Genomic DNA, 20109 nt, shown 5'->3' with positions numbered 1-20109 from the left:
CTACTTAACACAAGATATAGATTTTTATTTTGTTGATGGTATAATTAATGATACATAGTGTTATGTTATGAGGTGATAATTTGGCAAATAATAGACAAATTGAAACGTTAGGCGTTTCATTTCTAGAAACATTTATTAACAGAAATAAGCTGCTTCAGACTTATTTCGATAACAATGATAAAACTCCAGCGTGGGATGGAGAAATTCATGTTCTTAAAAATGCTAGTGAGAAAAAGAGTGAAATATTTGGGAGAGTACCTGTCCAAATTAAAGCAACTAAACGTAAGAACAATTCAATGAAATCTTTCCCAGTAGATATGCGTGATTTGGAATTGTATTCAAAAAACGGTGGTGTAGTTTTATTCGTAGTTTGGTTAGATGAGAACGGTAATTTAAAAGATATTTTTTATAAGTCACTACCACCTTTTTCTATAAAGAAGATAATTAAAAGAAGTAAATTAAAAAATAAGTCTACAATTAATAAAACGCTTTCGGTACAGATTCATAAACTAGATGAACAAAAAATTTATCCGATGTTAGTTGATTTTGTTACTAATAGTCAGAAACAGCATAGTTTTATAAATATCGATGGGATGTCAATTGAAAACATACCCAATAATAAAGAGATCAAGCTTTACTTTTATGGTCAGGGGCATGAAGGAATATTTAATTACCAGAAGGAACACGACCTCTTTCTTTATCTTAGGGATCCTGAAACTGACATCGAAATTCCACTTGAAAACTCAATAGAGATTGTTGAAACTTTCGAAGCAACAGATTTAATTATTGAGATAGGAAATTATATTTTTGAAGATGTAGAGAGACATTATTTTCCTGACGGAGGGGTACAGCTTCATTTTGGGGAAGGTTTTAAAATATCCTTTAACAAAGGGAAAGCTCAACCTAAATTTAATTATTCAAGACCTAATATGCTGTCAGATGCTATAAAGTGTACTCAGGCACTTAAAGAACTAGGTAATATAGGATTTTTCAAACTCAATGGAACTAGTATGGAACTAGATGAACGGTCTTTATCGGATATTCATTCGCTTAATTTAGATAGTCATATAAAAGAATTGTTGAAAATATCAAATTTCATGAAGAAAATGGGTATAAAAAAAGAACTTGACTTATCCCTCTTTAACGAAAAAACTCAAAGAAATTTAAATATCCTTAATTCAGGCCTTGTACTAAAAAATAAGGTAGCGTTAAATTACGAGGAATCGAAATTGCTTAATCTGAAGATTGCTAACATACATATTAGCACTCTATATGCATTTCATGCAGATAATAATGGAACTATGATAAATATTTTCACTGAAACTCCTTGGTGCAGGAGAGGCGAGAATGAGGATATTTCTTTATTTGAGGTTTTTAGACCCGAAGATTGGTTGACAATTGATAACTGTAATTTTGATTCGGTTATTGCCTCATATCAAAGATTAGTTGATTATAGTGTAGAAAACGTGAGTGCTGACGATACCATAATAAAAATAGTTGCTGCAGCCGATATGACAGAAGAAGTTTCCAAAAGAGAACAGCTGCTTACTTGGGCTCAAAGTCTTTCTGACTGGAACATAAACCATATAAAAGAAAATTGCATAAGCATCATAAATGATCTTCAAATTAAATATAGAAATCGCGAATTAGATGATACAGAAATAGAGAAGCTTACTAAGATTTTATTGAATAATAAAGATAATGATGAAATTTGTTTTGGCGCATCAGTATTATTAAAATCAAAACCACAACCACAAGCTGATTTATTTTGGACTAGGTTAGATAAAGAAACTCAAGAAAGATATCAGGATTACCCTATTTATAATTTATATAAAGCGTTCGAACTAAAATAAACTACAAAAAATAATTTGAATAGAATGCACTAAAGCTTTCTTATGTTAGTATGTGCTGGTATAAACACAATAGATTTTAGTGATATTTTAAGAAAAATGATATAATAAATAAAATAGAAAAGTATTTGTGAAGAAATAACTTGGTGTCCTAAACATTTAGGGATTACAAAACAGTTACGTGAAAAAATGTGTATTAAGTATTCCTATAATGGTAATGTGGAATAATTCATTATATTTAATACTATTCAGTATTAAATAGTATTTCGTAGGATTACAGAATTAAATATAAACAAGGAGGATGTATGTCAGAATTATCAAAAAATACAAAGTTGTCAAAAGCTAAATCAGCTAAAAACGATGAGTTTTATACTCAATATTATGATATTGAAAAAGAAATTCAAGCTTATCTTGAATTTGATCCAGATGTGTTTAAGGATAAAACGGTTTTATTACCTTGCGATGATCCTGAGTGGAGTAATTTCACTCGATATTTTGCACAAAATTTTACAAGTTTAGGTCTAAAAAAATTAATTAGTACTAGTTTTGCTCCAAAGAGTAAATCAGTTGAAACATATCAAATATCATTGTTTGAAGAAAACAGCCCAATCTATGATAAAGAAAAATCTATTCAACAAGGTAAAATTTTTACTTTAACAAAAGATAATAATAATGACGGAGTTATTGATTTAGACGATCTCGAATGGTCATATTTAGCTGGGGATGGAGATTTTAGAAGTGATGAGATTAAATCCTTGCGAGATGAGGCAGATATTATTGTCACTAACCCTCCTTTTTCATTGTTTCGTGAATTTATCTCATGGATAGTAGAAGCTGAAAAAAAATTTATTATTATCGCTAATAAAAATTGTATTACCTATAAAGAAGTATTCCCTTTGATTAAAGAAAATAGATTATGGTCTGGTAGAACAGAGTGGTCTGGTGGGATGTGGTTTGAAACAGTTGATGAAAATGATGTAGATAAAGTAATTAATGGCGTGAATTTAAAAAATGTATCGTCCATATGGGTAACAAATTTAGATCATGGTAGACGTCATGAAGCTTTACAGTTAATGACAATGGCTGATAATTTGAAATTTAACAAAAAGTTAGAGGGAAAAAATGCTTATGTTGAATATGATAATTATGAAGCTATTGAAGTACCATATACGAATGCAATTCCAAGTGATTTTAAAGGAGTTATGGGAGTGCCAATTAGCTTTCTAGATAAGTACAATCCTGAACAATTTGAAATTGTAGGAATTGATACAGATATAAAAGATGGTAAATTAAATGATTTAATTAAGGAATCGTGGGTTGGCAAGTTGGACCGAGGGTATTTAAATAATAAACGTATTTATTCACGCATTCTTATAAAAGTGAGGAATTAAAATGGCTTTTTATTTTGAAAAAATTATTTGTCAAGATCCTAAAAATACAAATAATATTAATAGGGAATATTTAGTTATTAAGGCTGTACTTAACAATAATGAAACAATGTTGGAAAACTTTAAAAATAAAGCTTGGGATTTAGCTAAACAAGTCAATCCACATAAAGCTAATGATTCTACTAATCAAAGAGATAAAGAAAATTTGATTCGTGATGCTATGGGGGGAGTATTGTCTGAATCAGCTTGGTATCACTATATCAATTTGGTATTCGGGGAAAATACTGTAAGTTTTACAGAAATGACTGATACTTCGGCTCAAATTGATTTAATGTTAAATAATGGCAAAACCATTGAAATTAGATCATCGTTTCCAAGAAATGGCGTAAAATTTGCATTGTGTAATGAACGTTACAATTTTAGAAATATTTGTAAGTATTCAAATCTATACAAACCGTCAGAAATAGATAAAGATTTCTTTGGATGTGTATTATTTCAAACCTCAAAAGCAAATATTTTAGATCCAAATTCTGATATAGTACTTTACTTGATTGGAGGTTCTACTAAAGAAATGATGAGAAATGATCAAATCGCATATGAAGATAATTTAGTTGCAGAAGATGATATAACAGAAACAAAGACTAAATATAGAGTTATAGATTTGAAAAATGCTTTAGATATGGACGGTTTTAATCAGTATATGATTGACTTAGGATATACTCCAAATATAGAACTTCCTTAAGAGGTACCATGCATATGAAAACTAGTTTGAACACTGACATTACTATTCAGTCTCTTTGTGATGGATTTGTATATAATGAATTAGAGGGAAAAGGCTTGTTTGGTTTATCAGGTAAATTAACCATTCAGCCTGAGTATCAACGAAACTACATTTATGCCGATGGTAAAAGAGATGTTGCTGTAATCGAATCGATTTTGAAAGGATATCCACTGGGATTAATCTATTTTAATCAAACTGAAGAAGATAGATTTGAAGTTTTGGATGGACAACAACGTATTACTAGTATTGGTCGATTTTTAACAAAGAAGTTTGCTATTATGGAGAATGGACGACCTCTTTATATTGACTCTTTACCAAAAGAGCAACAAGAAAAAATTTTAAATACAAAACTTCTTATTTATATTTGTGAAGGAACCGAAAAAGAAATTAAAGAATGGTTTAAAACTATAAATATTGCAGGAATACCTTTAAATGAACAAGAATTATTAAATGCAGTTTATTCTGGTAAATTTGTTACTCTTGCTAAAGAGGAGTTTAGTAATAGTCGTAATATAAATATCCAAAAGTGGAGTGCATATATTAATGGTGTTGCAAATAGACAAGATTTTCTCTCTAAAGCTTTAGATTGGGTGAGTAAAGGAAATATCAGTGATTATATGAGTACTCATCGAAATGATGATAATATTGATGAATTAAAGACATATTTTAATACTGTAATTGATTGGGTTTCAACAGTATTTATTGATGTTGAAAAAGAAATGCGTGGTCTAGAATGGGGACGCTTATACGAAAAATATAAAAATACAGCATATAATCCCCAGGAAATATCTGATAAGGTAAAAGAACTGTACTCGGACCCATATGTAAAAAATAGAAAAGGGATATTTGAATATATTCTAGGTGGTTCTGTTGAAACGAAATTATTGGATATTCGTATCTTTGATGAAGCTACAAAGAAAATAGTTTATAAAATTCAAACTGAAAAAGCTAAGAAAGAAAATAGTTCAAATTGTCCATTATGCTCTCTTAGCAATAACCTGAATAAAAATAAAATATGGACACTTAAAGAAATGGAAGCTGATCACGTTGCAGCATGGAGTAAAGGAGGAGCAACTTCTTTAGAGAATTGTGAAATGCTTTGTATAACTCACAATCGAGCAAAGGGAAACAGATAACTTTTAGAATTATATATCAATAATCAAAAAAGAATACAATCTTTTTTATAACAGGAATTTTTATATACAAAGACAGTAGAACTAAATCCACTGTCTTTTATAATATCCTAGGTACAATTTATGTTACAAATACTGTGTAACTATTTAGTTGATTCTTTATGCGATTTGTTTTGATAATGTTTGATTATTTTCGGTTGAATAAGTAAGAGTATATTCTTCATCTCCAAATTAGGAGTAGTCCGTTCCTGCAGAAAGACCTTCATAGGTTTTATAACTGAAAAGATCAACAATTTTGTTGTCGAATTTTTCTTGTTCTTCAAGTAATTCTGAGGAATAGACGACAACTTTAAAATCACTATCTCAGATGACAATTCAATCAAAATATGATATAATACAAAAAAGTAAAAATAACAAAAGTAACTTACAAAAGTAAAAGAAAAAAAGTAAATAGATAGCCACGGCGGATATTCCTTTCATTGTTTAGAAGGGGTTGCTGTGGTTATCGTTGTTGCTGGGCTAATTAATTGCTCTTATTACTTAGATGAAGTTACTTTTATTCTTGAATTAATTTAAATAATAATAACGATCAATGAAAGTACTCATCGATATTTCCTTTATGCAGTATAGAGCACAAAGGAAAATGGTACTGATTTGATCGTTTTTTTGTGTATTGACATCCTAAAACCCAGTCAGAACCTTCAGTCATATTAAACAAGGAGATAACATGAGATTTGTTGTATATAAACATTCACTGGTTTTAGGTGATAACAACATCGTGACAAAGCAATTTATTGTTCTAAAGCACGATGACGGCAATCTACAATTTACTAATTTTCATCAGTATGTTAAATCTACTTCAAGAATCAAGTCGATTTCAGATGATGGAAATAAACGCTTTTCTTATGTTGTTAAGTTTCTGAATTTCATATTTGGTACTCTTGGACTTAAAAGTGTAGATCAACTTACACTTGAAATGGTCAGAGAGTTTTTTACGCTTTATGGATTATCTCAGTTACCAGGAGATAGCAGAAAAAGAAAGAAAAGTACTGTTGAAAAATGCGTAAATGCAGTTCTTGACTTCTTAACTCTTTATTTAAATGAGCGAAAGGAAAAGGCAAAGTTAAAAGCAGAAGAATTGTATTATACGACAACTTTTACGAATAGTAGAGGGCGAGTTGTAAAGCGTAAAGAACCAAATTTTGAAATCTACGTAGATGATAGCAACACTGAGAAAGCTATTTTTCGCGATATGCCAAATAGCGCTTTTGAGATGTTGTTTTCTCACATTGCTCAATATCACAAGGATTTACTTATGGTTGTGGCTTTGGGAGCCTTTGTAGGCTTAAGACCATCAGAAGTATGTAACGTAAGACGTGAAGATAGTCCTCTAGGACCAGGTATTTTATTCCACCAAAGTGATGGTCAAGTATTTAAGATTGAAATTGACTTACGAAAAGAAATACCTTTAAGAAGCAATTTAAAGCCGACTGGACGGATTAAAAAGGAAAGACTTCAAGCAGTACCTTATATCTTCTTAGAGGTCTTTTTAGACACCTACAATGACTATATGAGTTATCTGGAAGGTAAGAAGTATGAGAAGGACTATGGGCCACTCAATCTGAATAAACAAGGCAAGGCGTTAACCTATGACGTGTACTACCAACGATTCCGTAAAATCATTCGTGAAGAGATGATTCCTCTTTATCTCAATGCTGACGATGCAGAGGTTGTTTTCTTCGGTCAACTTTTACAGGAACATAATATTTCCCCACATATTTTCAGACACTGGTACACGACACAGTTAGTCTTATCTGGGGTTTCTGAGATTAGCGAACTCATGTCTGCGAGAGGTGATAAATCGCCTGAGAGTGCTTGGGTTTACCTGCAAAATAAAGGTGAAATTGCAAAACAATATGGTCAAGTTAACAATGGCGTTTTTGATTATATGAATTGGCAAGCAGAAAAATTATTTGGAGAACATTAGAAGGAGAAGCTGTTGGTAGTAGATTTAAAAAGTTACCTTGAAAAAATTCTAATTGAGCTAGGTGTCGATACACTAAAGAACCGTGAGAAAGTCAGTGGATTTTTACTAGACAATGATTGGTTTGGGGTTTCAATAAATCTTGAAAATTATACTACCACAGATGAAGACGCAAAGGTTCTTAAAAATCACATTAAAGACTATTTTATGACACCACCAGGAGTTGAGAGCATGGGAGCAATCTTTGCTAAAAAGTTCCCTTCTACAAGCGACTTGTTTATCCAGTTTTCTAAAGAACAAAAACTAACAAAAACAAATCGTTTTTATCTACTTGATTTTCTAGCATATTACTTAACAAAAGATTTATTCCTATATAGCAATGCTGAAGTGGAGAAACTAGTAGAAGTAGCGACAGAAGTTCTCACAAAATATCTAGGTGATAATCTCATTCAGTTTATTAAATGGTTGCTTGATAAAGGGGTCACTCGTTACAGAGTAAGTTTTGAAATGACAAAACGTTACACGATTGAGAGTACAAATGGGGCGTATGAATTAGATGAGTATCTGCAATTGATGTATTATCTATTCAATGAAGAATACATAACAAGAAACAATATGTATTCCAAAGCAGCAGATTCGAAAAACTATGCGGATGCATGGCTATATCTTGCTTTGCATTTTATTTGCGCTCTTAGAACCACTGATTTAATGAGATTGGGTCATCCTAAATTGAATAGGAAACCTAAAGAAGTGCTAGAAGCAGTAGCTAGTGGGAGTTGGAGTAGCAGTGAGGCTAGAAGAACACTATTAAGTATTACCACAAGATTAACTTATTTAAATATCACTCCTAATAAAACCAGTAGAGCTTCAAACGTTACTCAATTAAAATTTCAAGTTCCTGAAAGCTGTCAAGTATTGATTGGAACGTTGTTAGCTATCTGTGAAGCGCATTATCAAATTAGTTCACCATACAGTTCAAAAACTTCAAGTGCATTGATCCGTAGAATCAGCACCTATGAACAAATCTCAAATTACATGGGAGATGAAATCGGGAATCTCTTTTTAGAACGCAACTTTAGTAGCCGCTCCGCAAATAAATCTTATCTCCAATCGGTAGCGATGTTAGCAGATGATATTCTGGAAGAAAAATCAGAACTAAACATAAAGGGATATTTTTTAGCTGCATTAGCACGTAGTCATAAAGGTGATTTTAATGAATTTGCGCAAACTACAACGACTTATCTAAAAGATGCCCAACTTGGGCAATTAAAACCTGAGATGGTAGCAAAAGAATTATTTGAACGAGGTGTATTATCCATGATTCCATCTATGCTTTTGACCATTGTAACTAGAGGGAAATATAAAGAATTAAGTCCAAACCAACAAACCCAGATGATTAAGAGTTTAGATTTAACGCCAGCAGAAATTGAAAAGACACTAGAGTTGAGTATTCGTGCAGATTTACGTTCCCAACAAGCATTAAAAACATTAATTGAAAATAATGTTGGAGCCGACCAATTATTAACTGTATGTCATCGAATTGGCAACGGTGAAGCTTTTTCAAAACAAGGAGAAAGTATGTGTCTCTTATCTGCGTTAGGGAAACTATGTCCCTATGATGACCGTCAACACTGTGTTGGCTGTCAGTTTGAATTACAAACAAAATCTACTTTACTTTTGTTAATTGGTGAGTTTAATCGACTTAACAAGCAATACTCTAAACTAAAAAATGACCTTGAGAGAGGTAAAGTTAGAGCAATTTTAGAAAAACAGATTAAGCCATGTCTTACTGAAATGCTGCAAGCTTTATCAGAACAATATGGTGAAGATGTTTTATCAGATTATGAAGATATTATCAAGGAGTTAGTCAATTGAATAGTCAGTCTAAACTTTTCCGCAAGGTAAATGAAGTTATCTTGTTTGATGAAGCTATGATCGAAACTGCAAAAGAATGTTTTAAAGATTATGTTGAAAAAGGAATAATTCTAACAGAAAAATTTGAAGAAGATAAATGGGCAACAACTGATGAGTATTCTAATGTTAGCTTCTTTTTTAACTTGAATAAATTCCGCTATAAAAGGTTTTATGAACCAGCATTTCTATTATCATATGATGAATTTATTGTTTATCTAAAAAGTTTTATAGTGTTATCTATGGAGCATCATGTTTTGATTTCACTCCAAATATTTTTAAGAGACATAAAACGCTTGATCAAAGAAGTAAGCTGGGACATAGATTTCAATATGGAAAATATTAAGATTAATAATCCAGCAACGTGTATTGATTTTCTTTCTACACTACCATGTTTAGAAAATAAGGAATTAAGTCAATTGATAGAGCAGATGGATGAACTTTTGAATGCCAGTTATCAACTGAACACAAAAAAACAACGAAAGTTAGCCCAATTTCAGTCCTATTTTCTTTTTAATGATATTTTAAGCGATTACTGGGCTAAGTCTTTATCAGATGAAGAGAGACTGTTTTATTACCCTCTTTACTTATGGTGGCAAATAACAGCAGTAGTACCACTGAGGGCAAGGGAATTTTTGCTCACTCAGAGAAATTGCCTCACTGAAAAAGACGGAAAATATTACTTAACTCTTAGACGTAATAATTTAAAAGGGAAAGATAAGAGTGTATCACATAAAATTTCGGATGATTATTATTTAACCACTTACGAAGTACCATTTAAGCTTGCTAGTGAGATTTTAAATTACTTAGATCTAACAAAAGATTTGTCATCTACTCAACTGGATACTCTATTTGTGACAGACTCCCATTATCGAAAATGGAAACGTGTTACTGGTGCTAAAAATCGTTTTTTAACATATCGTAACTTAAATACAATTTTAAAATATTTCTTTAATGAGATTGTATCTCAACAGTATGGGTATTTTGTCCATCATATCAATTTTCCAGAGAAATTAGACGACCATGAGATTAATTTCATTCATATTGGAGATACGAGACACATTGCAATGATCAATCTGATAGCAGAAGGGGCCAGCCCTGTAACAGCAATGCTTTTAGCTGGACATGATAGTGTCACAACATCCTCACATTATTTTTCAAATCTAAGTCAGTTTATTGAATGTAGAAGCTATCAGCTTTATCGCAAATTAACGAACTCCCAAACATCTTATGCTATCAGCAAAACTCAGAACAAATACACTGTTAACAAAGACTACGTTTCTCTAGATAATAAAGGCAGATGTTATTCACTACGCTTTGCTAAAGGCGATTATTCAGATTGTCTAAAAGTTATCAGTTCTCATGCAGAATTAGGCGCTTGCACTAGCTGTCCCTTTTATAGAAAAGATGGGAAAGATTATTTTTCTATGGATAAAACCTTTAAGAAATCAATTAACGAAGAGGCTTTGATTGTAGATGAAGCTATTAAACGAGTACGAGCAGGTAAGGGAAATATGGAAGATATTGGTGAGGCACTTTTAAAACTTAAAACTATTACTCATTCTTATCAAGAATACCTAACTGAAAAACAACTAGTGTTACAGGAGTTTCCAAATGGCGAGAAAGAAGTACATCGATGATGAAGAATTGGTGTTGTTATTTGAGCAATATTTACAAGAACAATGTTCAAATGATCCTAAAACATTCAAAATCCCACAATTTGGGAGTTACCTAAGAAACAACGGATTTCCGCAGGTTGCAGATACAACAATTAGAAGAAATAAAGAATTTAGACAAGCCCTTAATGATAAATTGGAACTTTTTGAGGACGATACTTATCAAACAGTAATAACGTATAAAACTCTAGATGTGGAACGTTTCTTAATGACCAATAGAACCCCAAAAGCAATCAGATCAGCATTGGTTGAGCTTAATGGCCATTATAAAAGAATTGTTGATGCTGCAATAGCCTATAAGGATGAAGTTGAAAGTCTTAAAAAGAGAATGGAGGAATTAAAAAGTGAAATAGCGCAGCTAAAAGAAGGCAAATACGCATTTAATGAGCAAGCGAGAAAGAATAAAGAGTTGGCAGAGGAAAATAAAAAATTAAGAAATCTTCTTAAAACAAGTTTATATCCTGAAATAGCTAATGAATTACTAAAAGAAGAGGGATTATTGGAATTTGACCATCAGACAGTTACTGAACAATACTTAAAAGAACAGGTAATTACTGCAGATTCTGAAATTTCATTTATCAAAAACAAAACAACAGAACAAAATGAGAACAAACCTTCTAAAAGTAAGATATTGAATATTAAAAACTTACTCGATAGTAAAACGAATTACTAGGAGAATTCTATGACTGAACTAATCACTGAACTTCCCGATTTAATAAATTATTGGGATTACAACAAAAACAGTAAACTAAACATTGAAACTTTAACTGTTACCAGTAAGAATATTATCAATTGGAAATGTCCATCTTGTTCTTATGAATGGCGGGCAAGTGTTTCAAAAGCTTATAAGCAATTCAAAAATATGTCAAGAATATGCCCTGTGTGTGATCTAGGTGATGTCCTTGTGAAAGAGAGGAATTCAATTTATAAAAGATTTCCTAATTTTATCAAATACATCAATTTTCATCACGAAAATTTTGAAACTATCCGAGAAGAAATTTTGAATTTATCTTTTTCTTCAAAGAGGTTGTTTCACTTTAAATGTCCAACATGTTTCACTAGTTGGATAGATGTCGCAGACTCTTCTAGGTTAATGAAAAAAAGTAAAAATACAATCGTCCATACAGATTGTAATAAATACAATCATTTTGTCCCTTATACTAAAGCATATCCAAACCTCGGAAGGATTTATCTTGCAGGGGGTGAAAATAAAGTTGAATTTGAAAAACTACGACTTGATGAAAATGTAACACTTCCTAAAAAATGGAGATGTGATAAATGCGGACACTCATTCAAGATGTCCCTCGATAGGTTAATTTCTAGAATTAAGAGAGATGGATATTACTGTACAGAATGTAAAGCAACATTTGATACGCCAATACAGGCAAAAAATTCCCCCTTGGGTTATACAGACAGCAATCTAGTAGATGAATTAGTTTCAAAGCATATTAAAAAGAATATGATTGATAGTTTATCAAATATAGTAGCAACTTGGAAATGTTCAAAATGCAGTGGCAAATATGACTGTTCAGTAGTTAAAAGACACCAAGAAGGTTGCCCATATTGTAGTAACAAACAAATGTTAAAAGGTTTTAATACCTTGCAGGAAACACATTCCTATCTCGAAAAATTTTGGGATGAAGGAAACTCCACAAAACTTTCTGATTACTGGTCTAAGTCCACTGAGGCTATTAATTGGAGTTGCCCTTGTTGTGGAATTCATTTTCAATGTAGTCCTATTGAAATGATTTCTAGAACTAACATAGAAAATAGTAACTTTGAAACGTGTCCCAATAATTGTGATTGGGATACATTAGTTTTTAATAATGATATCCTACACGATTCACCGAAATTACGCGAGGAATGGAGTTCTAAAAACGGTATACCTGTACATTTGGCATTAAGTCACATCGAAACGAAGAAATATTGGTGGCATTGTTCTTCTTGTAAGCAGGATTATCTCTGTTCTATCCCAATTAGGAGAGAGGTAAAAAATACGTGTCCATACTGTAATGATGAACTACCTCTAAAGGGGTTTAATACATTATTTGATGATTATCCTGAGTTTTCTGATTTTTGGAGTAAAAACAACTCACAAGATCCAACCCAAATGACAATATCTGGAGCAAAAAATAATAAATTCTTATGGATTTGTAGTTGTTGTAATTTAGAATTTGAAGAAAAACTAGAGGTTATAATAGATAAATTCTCAATAATTCAAGGTAAGGAACTTATTAGAGTTTGTCCTTACTGTACTGAAAAAATTCCAAAACCTAGTGAATCATTGGGAGGGCAAAAATCATTTTTGAGATCTGAATGGCTAGAAAATCTTAATGGTGATATCAATAAAATCTTTTGTAATTCAAGTGATACAGTTGAATGGGTGTGCAGAAGATGCCATAGGAATTTTAAAGCAAGAATCTCTGAAAGAAAGGAAAACGATAATTGTTGTCCTTATTGTTCTAAGAGAGAATTAGCAGTTGGATATAACGATCTTGCGACTACACACCCATTGGTGATTAAGGAATGGTCAGCTTTAAATGATAGGGAATCATGCTCAGTTATGTGCAATTCAAATTATAGAGCATGGTGGAAATGTCCAGTATGTAAAGGAGAATATCAACAAGAAGTACAAAGTAAGGTCATAATAAAAAAACCATGCCCTTATTGCACAAATCATAAGGTGTTAAAGGGGCTTAACGATCTAGCAACCACACACCCTTGGTTGATTAATGAATGGTCAACTTCAAATGATATGGACTTTAGTTCTCTAATGAGTAATTCAGGTTATAAAGCATGGTGGAAATGCTCAGTTTGTAAAGGAGAATATCAACAAACTGTTAAGAAAAAGATTCTGATGAAAGAATCTTGTCCATATTGTCAAAACAATGAGGTATTAAAAGGATTTAACGACCTAGAGACAACTCATAAACATTTAATGAACGAATGGGACTATCTTAATAATATTCTTTTAGCAGATCCAACTGAAATCAATGAAAAATGTAGTCAAACTGTATGGTGGATATGTAAAGAAAACTCAAATCATCGGTATAAACTTAAAATTAATGAAAAAATTAAGTATGAAAAGCGCTCATTCATAAGCTGCCCAATTTGCAAAGGTTTGAGAAGAAAACAGGAGCATTTTGTTAGATTAAAGATGTAATAGAAAATATTAAAATCAAACAAGATAAAAACAACTCTAAAGATCATTAAATTGATATTGGAGTGTTTTTTATTGCCAAAATGTACATTTGAAAAATTTTTAGTTTTCACTCAAATAAAGTACATTTTACAGATGATGAGCAGCTTTAAAAATTTCCAGTGTTCACTTAAATAAAGTACATAATTGAGTATAATTGGCTTAAAAAATTTTTTTGGTTATAATTATTATAGAAAGAGATACAAAACAGTCCTATATAAACCCTATGATATCTTTCCGAAAAACTATAATTTTCTTGAAAAATATATCTGGCTATGCTATACTACTAGTATAGAAAGATTTGGAGAAAAACATGAAACGCGAGATCTTATTAGAACGGATTGATAAACTCAAACAAGTCATGCCCTGGTATGTATTGGAATATTATCAATCAAAATTGGCCGTTCCCTACAGTTTTACGACCTTGTACGAATACTTAAAGGAATACGATCGATTTTTCAGCTGGGTTTTAGAGTCTGGTATATCGAATGCTGATACCATGGCCGAGATCCCCTTAGACGTTCTGGAGCACATGACCAAGAAGGATATGGAATCCTTTATTCTTTACCTACGTGAACGTCCTCTGCTCAATGCCAATACGACGAAAAACGGTGTTTCCCAAACAACTATTAACCGTACCCTTTCTGCATTATCTAGTCTTTATAAGTATTTGACCGAGGAAGTTGAAAATGAGCAAGGAGAACCTTATTTCTACCGCAACGTCATGAAGAAGGTTGCTACCAAGAAAAAGAAAGAAACCTTGGCTGCCCGAGCTGAAAATATCAAACAAAAACTCTTTTTAGGAGATGAAACAGAAGGTTTTCTTAACTATATCGACCAGGAGTACCCTCAAACACTCTCAAATCGCGCCTTATCCTCTTTTAATAAGAATAAAGAGCGAGATTTAGCCATTATCGCACTCCTTCTTGCCTCTGGTGTCCGTCTCTCTGAAGCCGTTAACCTAGACCTTCGTGATCTCAATCTTAAGATGATGGTCATTGATGTCACACGAAAAGGTGGAAAACGTGACTCGGTTAATGTTGCTGCCTTTGCTAAGCCTTATCTGGAGCAGTATCTTGCTATTCGAGACAAACGTTACAAGACAGAAAAGACTGATACTGCCCTCTTTCTGACCTTGTATCGAGGTGTTCCAAACCGAATTGATGCTTCTAGTGTTGAAAAGATGGTGGCCAAGTATTCAGAAGACTTCAAAGTCCGCGTGACACCCCATAAATTACGCCATACATTAGCAACTCGTCTCTATGATGCAACCAAATCACAGGTTTTGGTCAGCCACCAGCTGGGACATGCTAGCACCCAAGTTACAGACTTATATACGCATATCGTTAATGATGAGCAAAAAAATGCCTTGGATAGTTTATAAAACTACATAACTTAAATTATGTAGTTTTTAGAGTTAAAAAGAGCGTAGATTTCTTATAGAATCTTACGCTCTTTTATACTTTCTATAAAAATTCGATCCAATAATTACGGTGTGGCTCAATAATGACTGGTTTTCCCCAAAATGATTTTAGATAAGCCAGGTTTGCAGGAGTGACCGGTCTTTTTTCACCATTGTACTTCTCTGCACTCTCTTCTGTTAAAAAGCATTTAACTGCTTCATATGGTGTTCCGTCACTCGCTATTCGATCAATTCCTAAATAAGCAATTTCATCACCGGCCTTCGGAAAATCTGTAAATAGTTTATCAATAAAATAAACCGTCTTATCTTTCATTAATTCATAAGCTTTACTATTTTCCAATCTATTATTCGCTGCAGCGTACATAATACAAAAGCTATCCACGATATCTTTCAAAGGCATTAATTCTTCTTTGCTAACGATTATTTCCTCAGGAGCAAGACCACCAATGATTAAGTTTTTATAATAAGGTTGCTGGATGACGTTATCTAAAACCATTCCTAATGGTAGTTGGACAGCTTGATAACCTAATGGTTCTAACTCCTGCTTTTTCTGGTCAAGGTGTTCTTGTGTAATACTGACATTTAAATCGTAAGGACTTGAAGATTGTTGCTTTCTAAAAAAAGCCACGACTATACGATCTAACTGTTCAAATAGACCAAGATTTTCAACTGGAATTTTCATCATCGAATATGATCCCCTTTTTTGTTCAGATTTCCTCTATATCGTACACTCATAGTTTTCGAATATCAAGTTTAAGATAAAAGATATCCATGTTAAATGGATATCTTTAACTTTATTCCACCACTGCTTCAGCAATTTCTTCTGCAGTGATTCCTGCGAAGTAACGACCTAAGTTAATGGTTTGAAGGGCTTTAAGAACGTCTTCGCGTTCGTATTTGACACCACGAAGGACATCTTCTACTGCTGCTACGTCTTCGATACCAAAGAAGTCTCCATAAATCTTGATGTCTTGGATTTTGGATTCAATAACATTCGCAAAGATTTCAACTTTACCGCTAGGGAATTTAGTACCACGACGGACATTGTATTCAGGGGACTTCCCATAGTTCCAATCCCAGGTACCGAACTTGGTTTCCTTGATACGGTTAATCTCCGCCAATTCTTCATCCGAGAAGACATATTCTGTCATCTCAGGGTATTCTTTCTTCATGTAGTCCAAAAGTAGGTCACGGAACTCTTCAACCGTGATTTTTTCTGGCAATTCATCAATGATATTGGTCACACGTGCACGAACAGATTTAACCCCTTTAGACTCAAACTTGTCTTTAGATACCTTGAGAGCATTGGCAAGGACTGACAAATCAACGTCAAAAAGAAGGCAACCATGGTGCATGATCCGACCATTAATGTACGCTTGGGCATTTCCACAGAATTTCTTGCCGTCAATCTCTAAGTCGTTACGACCCGTGAATTCAGCCTTAACCCCAAGTTGAGCCAAGGTGTTTATCACAGGAGTAGAAAAACTCTTGAAGTCAAAGGCTTTGTTTTCATCTTCTTTTGAAATGATGGTGTAGTTGAGGTTGTTCAAATCGTGATAAACAGCCCCACCACCACTGATCCGGCGAACCACTTCAATCCCATGCTCCCGAACGTAGTCGCGGTTGATTTCTTCGATAGTATTTTGGTGGCGACCGACGATAATGGATGGTTTGTTAATCCAGAGAAGGAAGATTTGATCCTCATCTAACAGATGCTTAAAAGCATATTCTTCCAAAGCAATATTAAAAGCAGTATCATTTGAATAATTAATAATGTATTTCATAAGATTCCTTTATATACGATAGAGACTGGTCCAGCATTTGCTGTCCAGCCATTCTATCATTTCAAATACTATTTCTTCTTAGGTGAATGAACAGCTAAGCCAAGTACATCCGCAAAGGCTTCGTACATCACTTCTGAGAAGGTTGGGTGTCCGTGGATGGTCTTAAGCATTTCTTCCACAGTGATTTCCATCTCAATGATGGTTGAAGCTTCGTTGATCAATTCAGCTGCTGCTGGACCAATGATATGAACCCCAAGAACTTCACCGTATTTCTTGTCTGCAATAACTTTAACAAAGCCTTGAGCCGCATCTGATGCAATGGCACGACCATTCGCCGCAAAGTTGAATTTACCGATTTGAACATCGTATTTTTCACGAGCTTGTTCTTCTGTCAAACCAACAGCCGCAACTTCTGGAAGGGTGTAGATGGCTGCAGGAGTCAAGTTCAATTTGGCAACAGCATGATTTCCCTTAAGAGCATTTTCAGCCGCTACTTCACCCATACGGAAGGCAGCATGAGCCAACATCTTGGTACCGTTGATATCACCTGGCGCATAGATACCTGGAACAGACGTTTCCATGTATTCATTGACCTTGATCCGTCCACGATCCAATTCAAACTCGACTTCACCGATACCTTCAAGGTCTGGAACACGGCCGATTGAAAGAAGGGCTTTGCTGGCGATGATATCATCTTTGCCTTCAACCTTGATACGGAGTTTGCCATCTTCTTCAATGATTTCTTGCAATTTCGTATCCGTCAAGATGGTCATACCCTTGCGTTCAAGGATCAAGCGAAGGTTCTTAGATACTTCCGCATCCATAGCTGGAACGATACGGTCCATCATTTCGATGACTGTTACTTTTGAACCAAAGGTCATGAAGGCTTGACCAAGTTCGATCCCGACAACCCCGCCACCGATAATCACGAGGCTTTCTGGAACTTCGTTCATTTCAAGGATATCATCACTGGTCATGACAAGGGTTGATTCCATACCTGGAACGTTAATCTTGCTGACTTTGGAACCACCAGCAAGGATGATTTTCTTCGTTTCAAGCAATTCAGAACCATTAACCAAGACATTCTTATCTTTCGTAATGGTACCGATTCCTTTATGAACATCCACTCCGTAGCTACGAAGAAGCCCTGCAACACCACCGACGAGGGTATTTACGACCTTGTTCTTGGTTTCAAGAACCTTATCCATATCTACTGAGAAACTTGGATTTTCAATGATAATACCACGGTTTGCCGCATGACCAATATTTTCAATGATTTCAGCGTTGTGGAGGTAAGTCTTAGTTGGGATACATCCGCGGTTCAAGCAAGTTCCACCAAGTTCAGATTTCTCAACGAGAGCAACCTTACCACCTAGTTGAGCTGCTTTAATAGCAGATACGTAACCAGCAGGACCCCCACCAATCACTACGATATCGTAAGCGTCATCACTCTTATTGTCATCGTTTGAAGCACTTACTGCAGCTGGTGCTGGACTCGCTTCTGGTGCTGCTGCTCCAGCTGTTGGGATGTTTTCCCCCTCTTCACCAAGATAACCGATTACTTCTGTTACAGGAACAGTTTCTCCGTCCCCTTTCAGGATAGCGATCAAGTAGCCGTCTTCTTCCGCTTCCAACTCCATGCTGACTTTGTCTGTCATGATTTCAAGGAGAACTTCTCCTTCTTTTACAAATTCGCCGACTTTTTTATTCCACTGAACGATTTGTCCTTCGGTCATATCTACGCCGGCTTTTGGCATAATTACTTCTAAGGCCATTTTATTTCCCTCTTTTTCTTGTTTCTATTCTCTCTCGTTGATTAGACCAACATTGAAATCGGGTCTTCAATCAAGGCTTTCAAGTCTTTCATGAATTTGGCACCAGCCATTCCATCGACAACGCGGTGGTCAATGGTCAAGCCCAAGCTCATGATTGGACGAATGACAATTTCACCATTTACAACAACTGGTTTTTCAACCGTTGCACTAACTCCAAGGATGGCAGAGTTTGGTTGGTTGATAATCGGTCCAAATGATTGAACGCCAAACATCCCCAAGTTACTGATGGTAAAGGTTGAATTTTGCAATTCACTTGGAGCAAGCTTACCATCCAATGTACGTCCGATAACGTCCTTGAAGGCTACCACCAACTCTGACAAGGTCATCTTTTCAGCATTGTAGACAACTGGAGTCATCAAGCCATTGTCCATCCCAACTGCCATCGCTAAGTTGACATAATTGTGAGTAATGATGGTTTTGCCATCTTCTGTCAATGACGCATTGATGTATGGGTGCTTCATCAAGGTCTTAACCACTGCTAGAGAAAGCAAATCTGTTACAGTGACTTTCTTGCCAGTTGCTTCCATGATTGGATCAAGGACTTTCTTACGAAGGGCGAGCATTTCAGACATATCGACATCATAGTTAAGCGTGAAGGTTGGTGCAGTCAAGTATGACTCAACCATACGTTGAGCAATAACCTTACGCATTGGTGTCATTTGAATCCGCTCGATTTCCCCATAAGGAGTTACGTTATCTGGAACTTCTTCCACTTTTTCAATCTGAGAAGGTGACTTAATCGTATCGTTTTCAATATTTTCCGGAAGGAAAGCTAAAACATCCTTCTTCATAATCTTGCCACGATGACCAGTTCCTTTGATTTCCTGCCATGCAATGTTATGTTCAAGGGCAATTCGTTTTGCAAGTGGTGAAATGCGAACCACATTAGTGTCTTTAAATGTTTCCACGTCTTCTTTGTGGACACGACCGTTTGCGCCTGAGCCAGAAATATCGTAGAGATTAATTCCTAAATCATCCGCTAATTTTCTAGCTGCAGGAGTCGCTCTTAGCTTATCATCAGCCATGACCTCTCCTATTCTATACTAAGATATTAAGGACGAAGAGGGCAATGAAAAAATAGGAGATTGACGATGTGTTCGATGAACACAAGGAAATCTATCTTTTTTTCACAGACCTCCGTCCGA

The 20109-nt window shown here is 34.3% G+C and carries 14 protein-coding genes; 10 read left to right on the top strand and 4 right to left on the bottom strand.

Annotation, left to right across the window (positions count from 1 at the left end):
• Positions 1 to 80 precede the first annotated feature (80 nt).
• The 10 genes from HMPREF2686_RS07505 to xerS all read left to right on the top strand — a co-directional run bounded on the left by HMPREF2686_RS07505 (position 81) and on the right by xerS (position 15306).
• A complete protein-coding gene (locus tag HMPREF2686_RS07505; protein WP_070450037.1) occupies positions 81 to 1853 on the top strand; it encodes a DUF4365 domain-containing protein in 1773 nt (590 codons plus the stop codon).
• 302 nt (positions 1854 to 2155) lie between these two features.
• Entirely contained in the window at positions 2156 to 3241 is a 1086-nt protein-coding gene (locus HMPREF2686_RS07500) for an adenine-specific methyltransferase EcoRI family protein (protein WP_070450034.1), read from the top strand.
• Between the two features lies 1 nt (position 3242).
• A complete protein-coding gene (locus HMPREF2686_RS07495) occupies positions 3243 to 3980 on the top strand; it encodes a hypothetical protein (RefSeq protein WP_070450031.1) in 738 nt (245 codons plus the stop codon).
• Between the two features lie 14 nt (positions 3981 to 3994).
• Positions 3995 to 5155 (top strand): HNH endonuclease family protein, encoded by a 1161-nt coding sequence (locus tag HMPREF2686_RS07490; RefSeq protein WP_070450220.1) that lies wholly within the window; start codon positions 3995 to 3997, stop codon positions 5153 to 5155.
• Positions 5156 to 5879: 724 nt separating this feature from the next.
• The gene (locus HMPREF2686_RS07485; RefSeq protein ID WP_070450028.1) at positions 5880 to 7139 is read left to right on the top strand and encodes a site-specific integrase; all 1260 of its coding nucleotides are present in this window, start codon (positions 5880 to 5882) and stop codon (positions 7137 to 7139) included.
• A gap of 12 nt (positions 7140 to 7151) precedes the next feature.
• Positions 7152 to 9011 carry a hypothetical protein gene (locus tag HMPREF2686_RS07480; RefSeq protein ID WP_070450024.1) on the top strand — a complete coding sequence of 620 codons (1860 nt, stop codon included), beginning with the start codon at positions 7152 to 7154 and terminating at the stop codon, positions 9009 to 9011.
• On the top strand, positions 9008 to 10687 hold the full coding sequence (locus HMPREF2686_RS07475; RefSeq protein ID WP_070450020.1) for a hypothetical protein: 1680 nt from the start codon (positions 9008 to 9010) through the stop codon (positions 10685 to 10687). The genes HMPREF2686_RS07480 and HMPREF2686_RS07475 overlap by 4 nt, the downstream gene beginning before the upstream one ends.
• Positions 10662 to 11396 carry a hypothetical protein gene (locus HMPREF2686_RS07470; RefSeq protein ID WP_070450017.1) on the top strand — a complete coding sequence of 245 codons (735 nt, stop codon included), beginning with the start codon at positions 10662 to 10664 and terminating at the stop codon, positions 11394 to 11396. Before HMPREF2686_RS07475 ends, HMPREF2686_RS07470 begins: the two co-directional genes overlap by 26 nt.
• A gap of 9 nt (positions 11397 to 11405) precedes the next feature.
• Complete coding sequence (locus tag HMPREF2686_RS07465) at positions 11406 to 13886, top strand: zinc-ribbon domain-containing protein (protein ID WP_070450014.1); 2481 nt, start codon at positions 11406 to 11408, stop codon at positions 13884 to 13886.
• Between the two features lie 349 nt (positions 13887 to 14235).
• The gene (gene xerS, locus HMPREF2686_RS07460; RefSeq protein ID WP_049474949.1) at positions 14236 to 15306 is read left to right on the top strand and encodes a tyrosine recombinase XerS; all 1071 of its coding nucleotides are present in this window, start codon (positions 14236 to 14238) and stop codon (positions 15304 to 15306) included.
• 82 nt (positions 15307 to 15388) lie between these two features.
• Here xerS and HMPREF2686_RS07455 read toward each other — a convergent pair whose 3' ends face one another.
• The 4 genes from HMPREF2686_RS07455 to HMPREF2686_RS07440 form a co-directional block, all read right to left on the bottom strand.
• Positions 15389 to 16030 (bottom strand): hypothetical protein, encoded by a 642-nt coding sequence (locus tag HMPREF2686_RS07455; protein ID WP_049474950.1) that lies wholly within the window; start codon positions 16028 to 16030, stop codon positions 15389 to 15391.
• A 109-nt stretch (positions 16031 to 16139) separates the two neighbouring features.
• Positions 16140 to 17129, bottom strand: coding sequence for a lipoate--protein ligase (locus tag HMPREF2686_RS07450; RefSeq protein WP_014713327.1), 990 nt, complete (start codon positions 17127 to 17129; stop codon positions 16140 to 16142).
• A 68-nt stretch (positions 17130 to 17197) separates the two neighbouring features.
• On the bottom strand, positions 17198 to 18904 hold the full coding sequence (gene lpdA, locus HMPREF2686_RS07445; protein ID WP_049474951.1) for a dihydrolipoyl dehydrogenase: 1707 nt from the start codon (positions 18902 to 18904) through the stop codon (positions 17198 to 17200).
• Between the two features lie 41 nt (positions 18905 to 18945).
• Positions 18946 to 19989, bottom strand: coding sequence for a dihydrolipoamide acetyltransferase (locus tag HMPREF2686_RS07440; RefSeq protein ID WP_049474952.1), 1044 nt, complete (start codon positions 19987 to 19989; stop codon positions 18946 to 18948).
• Positions 19990 to 20109: the final 120 nt, after the last annotated feature.

This window comes from Streptococcus sp. HMSC057G03 (assembly GCF_001808745.1).
Classification (GTDB): domain Bacteria; phylum Bacillota; class Bacilli; order Lactobacillales; family Streptococcaceae; genus Streptococcus; species Streptococcus parasanguinis_Z.
The sequence above is the reverse complement of the archived record's forward strand: the minus strand, read 5'-3'. Positions and strand labels throughout refer to the sequence as shown.

Bases quoted from the DNA above. Each gene is read 5' to 3' on its own strand.
- HMPREF2686_RS07470 (WP_070450017.1), top strand. From the start codon at position 10,662: ATGGCGAGAAAGAAGTACATCGATGATGAAGAATTGGTGTTGTTATTT.
- HMPREF2686_RS07465 (WP_070450014.1), top strand. From the start codon at position 11,406: ATGACTGAACTAATCACTGAACTTCCCGATTTAATAAATTATTGGGAT.
- HMPREF2686_RS07500 (WP_070450034.1), top strand. From the start codon at position 2,156: ATGTCAGAATTATCAAAAAATACAAAGTTGTCAAAAGCTAAATCAGCT.
- lpdA (WP_049474951.1), bottom strand. From the start codon at position 18,904: ATGGCCTTAGAAGTAATTATGCCAAAAGCCGGCGTAGATATGACCGAA.
- HMPREF2686_RS07440 (WP_049474952.1), bottom strand. From the start codon at position 19,989: ATGGCTGATGATAAGCTAAGAGCGACTCCTGCAGCTAGAAAATTAGCG.
- xerS (WP_049474949.1), top strand. From the start codon at position 14,236: ATGAAACGCGAGATCTTATTAGAACGGATTGATAAACTCAAACAAGTC.
- HMPREF2686_RS07450 (WP_014713327.1), bottom strand. From the start codon at position 17,129: ATGAAATACATTATTAATTATTCAAATGATACTGCTTTTAATATTGCT.
- HMPREF2686_RS07495 (WP_070450031.1), top strand. From the start codon at position 3,243: ATGGCTTTTTATTTTGAAAAAATTATTTGTCAAGATCCTAAAAATACA.
- HMPREF2686_RS07490 (WP_070450220.1), top strand. From the start codon at position 3,995: ATGAAAACTAGTTTGAACACTGACATTACTATTCAGTCTCTTTGTGAT.
- HMPREF2686_RS07455 (WP_049474950.1), bottom strand. From the start codon at position 16,030: ATGATGAAAATTCCAGTTGAAAATCTTGGTCTATTTGAACAGTTAGAT.
- HMPREF2686_RS07485 (WP_070450028.1), top strand. From the start codon at position 5,880: ATGAGATTTGTTGTATATAAACATTCACTGGTTTTAGGTGATAACAAC.